3 protein-coding genes are annotated in these 6,598 nt (G+C 77.2%); 1 reads left to right on the top strand and 2 read right to left on the bottom strand.

The features are described from left to right. On the bottom strand, positions 1–2,021 hold a 2,021-nt coding region (locus ACFUEL_RS32355; protein WP_380240573.1), incomplete at its 3' end, for a WGR domain-containing protein. 142 nt (positions 2,022–2,163) lie between these two features. Next, positions 2,164–5,598 (bottom strand): DUF4132 domain-containing protein, encoded by a 3,435-nt coding sequence (locus tag ACFUEL_RS32350; RefSeq protein WP_380240571.1) that lies wholly within the window; start codon positions 5,596–5,598, stop codon positions 2,164–2,166. A 259-nt stretch (positions 5,599–5,857) separates the two neighbouring features. On the opposite strand from ACFUEL_RS32350, the gene ACFUEL_RS32345 reads away from it, so the two are divergent. Continuing rightward, positions 5,858–6,544, top strand: a complete 687-nt coding sequence (locus ACFUEL_RS32345; protein WP_380240569.1) for a maleylpyruvate isomerase family mycothiol-dependent enzyme — start codon at positions 5,858–5,860, stop codon at positions 6,542–6,544. Positions 6,545–6,598 lie beyond the last annotated feature (54 nt).

Below are 6,598 nucleotides of genomic sequence, written 5' to 3'. Positions count from 1 at the left end.
TCCCGGCCTTGCTCGGCGGCCACCAGGCGCAGCGCCTGCTCGGCGGCGGTGCGGGCGGGCCCGCGGCGGCCGAGCGCCTCCGGGACGAGCAGCAGCGCGCCCGCCACCCCGTGCCGGGCGAACCAGGCTCGGGCGGCCTCCAGCAGCGGCCCGGTCGAGGACAGGCCGGGGGCCAGCAGCCGGGCGGCCTCCGCGTCCAGCACCGGCAGCAGCGCCGGGGCCATCAGCGCGGGGCGCTCGCGCACGCAGTGCAGCGCGGCGGGGACGGTCGCGACGCCGTACTTGGCCAGCAGCGGGTGCAGGAGCTTCTCCCCCAGGTAGAACTGGCCGGGGCGCCAGCCGGGTACGAACGGGGCCAGCACCTCGGCCGGGCCGGTCATCAGCAGGTCCCACTCGGTCCACAGGTTGCGCGGTCCTTCGCCGAGGACGCCCCGGGCGGCCGCCGCCCAGTCGGTGTCCGGGCCGAAGCGCGCCGATGTCTCCTGCGGGCAGGCGGCCGCCCACTCCTCCCGTTCGCCCTCCCGCCAGCGCAGCAGCGTCTCCCGGTCGGCGTCCAGTCCGTCCAGCACGGCCGCCGCCCGGGCCTTGCGGGCGGCCTCCCAGGGAGCGGCGACCAGCGGCGCGGGCAGTGCCTGCGGCGCCGCGTCCGGCACCCGGGGCCGCTCCCGCTCCAGGGCGGCCAGGAACCCGGTGTCGGCCGGGTCGATCCGCGCCGCCTGGTCGGCCAACAGTGGCCGAAGCTCGGCCAGTTGGGCGTCCAGCAGGTGCCGGGCGGTGACCGCGACCGGGCCGCCGCCGCGGCCCGCCGCCACCGCCAGGCGGCGCAGCGCGCCCACCGGGCGGCGGCGGACGGCCTCGGAAAGCACCGGTGCCAGGTGCGGGTCCTGGCTGTGGCCGATCAGTGCGTCCAGGGCCTCCGGGTCCGGGAACTCCAGTAGGCACTCGGCCAGTTCGCGCCGCGCCGCGCCGTCCGCCAGGCCCGGGAGGGCGCCCGCCAGCAGCGGCACGCAGTCCGCGCCGAGACCGTCGGCCAGGGTGGCGATCCGCTCCGGCGACCAGGCGTCCCACAGCAACTTCGGCCGGTGGCCCAGCAGTTCGACCTGCTCCCGGGTGCCGAGCGCCAGCAGCAGCAGGGTCCGCAGCAGCGGCGCCTCCGGGCCGAAGTCCGGCTGCCCGGCGATGGCCTCCAGGACCCACTCGCCGACCTCGGGCATCAGGACGCCCGCCAGTACCCGGCGGCGCGGCGTGCTGCGCGCCCCCGCCAGCGCGGCCCGCGCCGCCCGGTACTCCCCATCCTCGGCGGCGGCGATCAACTGCCGCGCCCGGACCAGCAGTTCGTACTGCAGCGGCATCTCGTCCCGGTCGAACAGGCGGCTGTCCTCCCGGCGCACCAGCTCGCCGGAACGCCAGGAGGCGCGGTTCTCGTGCGTCGCCTCGAAGCTCTCCAGCGCCGCCAGCGCGGCGAACGCCAGGCCCTGGCGCGCCGTCCAGGCGTCCACCACCTGCCGCCCGCCGTCCGGTTCGGGGTACCGCGCCCACGGCAGCAGCAGGGCCACACAGGCCGCGCCCAGCGGGTCGGCCGCCCCGTCGAGGTGGGCGCGGGCGGCCCGGAGCAGCCCGGGGTCGTTGCCCTCGGAGTCGAGGGTCTCGGCGATCGAGGCGCCGCGGGCGGCGACCAGGGCGTCCCCCGCCGCCGCGTCCGCGGGCCCCGGCCAGGAGGGTTCCGCCGGCACCCCGCCGCCGCGCCGGGGCAGCACCAGGGCGCGCCACCGCGCGGGCAGCACGAACGGGCCCTGCGCCGACAGGCCGGCGGCCCCGCCCGCCTCCCGGTAGCCCGCCCGCTCCTTCTGCCCGATCAGCTTCGCCAGGTGTGCGGCGGCCGCGGCGGCATCGGCCAGCTCCCTGACCTGGAGCCGCCCGCTGCCGCCGACCCGCCCGTGCCGCACCCGCACCGAGGCCCCCTCCGCCTCGGCCTCCCAGAACTTCGCCGAACCGTCGCCGACCAGCTCCCAGCGCCGCACTGCCCCTCCGAACCCTCGTGCCCTCGACCGGCCGAACCCTCGAACGATCACCGGTGGAGACCCTAGCCAGACCTGCCGACGCTCCCTGCGCCGACCGGACGGCCGGGTCCCGCCCGTCCGTCCCACCGGACGGGCACCGGGTTCAGTCGGACGTCAACTCCTCCAGATCGGCCAGCAGTTCGGAGACGAGGACGGCCGGCAGGTCGCCGAGCCGTTCCGGGAGGTCGTGGCGGCCCGACGGGTAGGGGCCGCTGGTGGGGCCGAGCCACACCGTTTCGAGGCGCTGCTCGACGGCCCCGCCGGGGGACTGCACCCGGATGCCCGGGTCCAGCGCGAGCACCAGGTGGCGGCCGTCCGGCAGTGGCCGGTGGAGCCGCTCCGCCACCCCCTGGTAACTGCGTGCGGGCTCGACCTGCTGCCAGCCGCGCCGGGCCATCCCGAGTAGCCGCCAGACCGGGACGGTGCGCCCCTCGAACCGGTGCAGCCGGTGCCCGGCCGCCTCCTGTTCCGTCAACGCGGCCACCGGACGGGAGAGTTGCGAGAACGGCTGGACGACCTCGTAGTCCGCCAACAGCTCCCCCCAGGCGGTGAGGTCCGCGGCCGTGAGGTGCAGCGGGTGGGCGACCCGGACGGTCGTCGCGTCCGCGGGCAGTTCGAAGGGCTCGTCGCGGACGTCGGCGAAGGTCCCGTCCTCGGTGATCCGGAACGCGGCGCCGTCGACCGTCCAGAGCAGCCCCCGCGCGAGTCGGCGGAGCAGCGGGTGTCCGGCCATCAGATCGGTGAACTCGCCCGCGCTCCAAGAGCGTTCGGCGACCATCGCCGCCTCCAGTCGGGCCGTCCGCTCGACGGTGAAGGCCCGGACCTCCTTCTTCAGCGCGGTGAACCGGCGACGCCCGGCGGCCACCAGGTCCGGATCGTCCGCGGCGGCGGCCGCGGGCAGCGCCTTGCGCCGCCTGCCCGCCGCGTCCAGCACGTACGGCTGGAGCCGCTCGTCGAAGCCGACGGTGAACGTCCGTCCGCCGTAGTCGATGACGGTGCTGCCGTCGGCGTCCAGGCCCAGGCCCGGCGCCAGGCGGTCGGCGACCTGCTCGGGCGTCAGGTCCAGCGCCTCGGCGACCTCCGAGATCCGCTCCCGCGCCCGCTCCTCGAGCACGGCGGACTTCGCGGTCCCGGCCACGCCGTGCAACTGCGCCAGGGCGTCGGCAGTGCCGATCGCGACCAGCACGTCCAGGGCGTCCACCTGGCGCTGATGGGAGAGCCGGGGCAGCAGCGGGGCCAGTCGGCGCGCGGTGTGGTCGTCGCCGAGCTCGCCGAGCGCGTGCAGCGCCCAACTGCCCCTGGGCGGTGCTCCGGCGCGCAGCCACTCCTCGAACAGCGCCCAGGCGAACGCGGCCGCCGTGTCCGCCCGCAGCGCCGGGACGACCGCCGCCAGGCCCGGGTACGGGTCGTGCGGCCTGCCCAGTTGCAGCACGGTGAGCAGGTTCCGCACCGCGGGTTCCGGCAGCGCCCCGCCGCCGTTCGCCAGCAGTACCTGCGGCAGGACGCCGGGGCGCAGCCACTCAGGGAGCTCCGGCAGCCGGGTGGGCAGCGACCGCAGCAGCGCGCCGGGCCCCAGGACGTCCGCGGCCGCCGCCGCCCCGGCCCGCTCGCCGTAGCGCTCCGCCACCGCCGCCAGCAGCACGTCCGCGCCCTCGGCCGCCGCCACTCGGCGCAGCGCGTGCTCCGCGGCCTGCCGCTCCGGGCCGGCCGGGCCGAGCGCCGCCGGGACGAGCAGCAGCGCGCCCGCCACCCTGTGCCGGGCGAACCACGAACGAGCCACTGAATGAACCGACTTGAGCCGCAGCAGGCCCGCCATCACGCCCGCCACGGTCGCGTCCAGCACTGGCAGCAGGGCCGGGGCGATCTCCTCCGGCCGTTCCCGGGCCGCGAAACGCAGCAGCCGCAGCGCGGCCGTGCCGTGCCGACCGAGGATCCGCCGCAGGTGGCCGCCGTGGTTCAGGTACGCCGAGGGCTGCCAGTCCGCCAGGTACGGCGTCACCAGCTCGGCCGGGCCCCAGGCCAGCAGCCGGGCCGCCCGCCAGTCGAAGACGTCCGGCGACAGCTCCCCGAGCGCCTCGGCCCAGTCGGTGTCGACCGGGTACCGCCAGTACGGGTCGCCGCCGTTCGCGTACGCGGCCGACTCGCCCTCCCGCCACACCAGCCGGGGTTCCCGGTCGGCGACGAGACCGGTCAGCACCGCCGGCACCGGTTCGCGGGCGGCGCGCTGCCACCTCCACGGCGGCTCGGCCAGCAGCGCGGGCAGCCGCTCGGGCGGGGCCTCGGGCAGCGGCTCCCGCGCGCCGTCCAGCGACAGCACGAACGCGGCGCTCGCCGCGTCCAGCCGGGGCAGGATCTCCGGCAGCCGCGAACGCCACAGCCGGACGTGCTGGTCGAGCACCTCCCGGACCTCCGCCCCGCCGTCGCCGTCGCGCACGGCCGCCGACAGGACGCGCATCGCCCGCACCGGGAAGCGCCGCGCACTCTGCGCCAGCAGCTCGCGCACCGCCTCCCGGTTCGGGCGCCCGGTCAGACCGGCCAGCGTGCGCATCGCCTCGTCGCCGGGCAACTCCGCCAGCAGCGCGGCGAACTCGCCGAACAGCGGGCCTGCCACGAACAGCGGGTTGCTCGCGCGCAGACCCAGCTCCGCCGCCAGCAGCGGCACCGCGGCCGGGCCGATCCGGTCCAGCAGGGTGACCGCCACCCCGGGCGTCCAGTCGGGGAACGCCCTGCCCCGCTCCGGCCGGAACCGCTCCAACTGCTCGGCGCTGCCCAGCGCGGACGCCAGCAGGGTGCGCAGCACGGTGGCCGTCCGGCCGCGGTGCGCGGGCAGTTCGGCCAGGCACTCGTCCACCCAGTCCGTCCGCTCCGGCACCAGGTGCGCGGTCACCGCCCGGCGCACCGGCGTGGTCCGCAGCGGCGCCAACTCCTCGACGACGGCCGCGTACTCCTCCTCGGGCGCCTCGGCGAGGGCCTGCCGGGCGAGCGTCAGCAGGCCGTACTGCGCGCTCAGGTCGAAGTGGACGTCGCTCTCCAGGTCCAGGACGACCAGCCAGTAGTGGTGGTCGGAGCCCGTCCACCACCGGGCGAGGTCCGCCTCGAAGGCGCCCAGGACGGCCCGGACCTCGAACGACAGTCCCGCCCAGGCCACCCGGTCCTCGAACTCCCGCCGCAGGGACTCGGGTTCGGTCGAGTCGCGGACGATCGCGGCGGCCAGCGCCGCCCCGACCGGATCGTCCGCCCCGCCCAGGTAGGCCCGGAGGGCGGCCGCCGGCCCGGGAGCGGACAGCTCGTCGGCCAGCAGCCACTCGATCCCACCGGCCACCTCGTCCAGCGCCCGCACCTCCCGCTGCCAGGCCCCCTCCGGGTCCACCGCCGGCCGCTCCGCCAGCACCGGGACGGGCACCCCGCCCCGACGCAGCGGCAGCACCTGCGCACGCCACGCCTCCGGCAGCACGAAGCCGTCCTCGTCCGGCAGTTCACCGCCCCCGCCCCCGGCCCCGACCGCGCCACCGCCGCCGACCCGCCCCCCGTGCCGCATGCGTTCCTCCAACTCCTCGAACGACCGAGCCGGTCACCGGGAGAAGACCCTAACGAAGGCCACCGACGCCCCACCCCGGCCGCCGTTCCCCGCACCGCGCGCACTCCTCCGATTCCCCGCCCGTTCGGGCCGGTCGCCGGCGGGTGGTTCTGATGGCGGGTGGTTCTGATCGTGGGTGGTTCTGATGGCGGGTGGTTCTGATGCCGGGTGCCGCAGGCCCGTTCCGACTGGCGTTCGAGCGGGGAGGTATCTTTGCGCCGTGGACTACTTGGTTGAACTTCGGCGCGAACTGGACGAGTTCGGCGCACTGCTGGAAGGCGACCTGGCGGCCCCGGTCGAGCACTGCGGCGACTGGACGCTGGCCGACCTGGCCGGGCACATGGGCGCGGGGAACCTGTGGGTGGTGACGGCCGTCCGGGAGAAGCGCGGCGACGACTACGACGAGGGCGCCGCCCCGGGCGACCCGGCCGCGCTCCGGGCCTGGTACGCCGGGACGGCGGACGAGCTGGTGGCGGCCCTGTCGGTCGACCCGGACACCGAGGCGTGGACGATCGCCCCGCCGAACACGGTGGGCTTCTGGCGCCGCCGCCGCACCCAGGAGACCATGGTGCACCGCTGGGACGCCGCGAACGCGCTCGGCAAGCCCGCACCGCTCGACCCGGAGCTCGCCGCCGACGGCGTCGCCGAGGTCTTCGACACCATGGCCTGGCGGATGGTCGCCCGGGGCGCGGCCACCGACCCCGAGCAGGCCGTGCGGCTCACCGCCACCGACTGCGGCCGGTCCTGGACGTACGGGCCCGGCGAGCCGGTCGCGGAGGTCTCCGGCACCGCAGAGGACCTGCTGCTGACGCTCTGGGGCCGCAAGCCGCGCGAGACCGACGCGCTGACCTGGACGGGCGACCGCGCGGCGGGCCTGACCGTACTGGCCGGGCCGCTGGTGCCCTGAGGCTGCGAGAGCACGAGGCCGAGAGGCCGCGAGAGCGGGCCGCCCGTCCCCGGC

This window comes from Kitasatospora sp. NPDC057198 (genome assembly GCF_042670125.1).
Taxonomy (GTDB): domain Bacteria; phylum Actinomycetota; class Actinomycetes; order Streptomycetales; family Streptomycetaceae; genus Kitasatospora.
This window is presented reverse-complemented; position numbering and strand designations above follow the sequence as displayed.

Bases quoted from the DNA above. Each gene is read 5' to 3' on its own strand.
- ACFUEL_RS32350 (WP_380240571.1), bottom strand. From the start codon at position 5,598: ATGCGGCACGGGGGGCGGGTCGGCGGCGGTGGCGCGGTCGGGGCCGGG.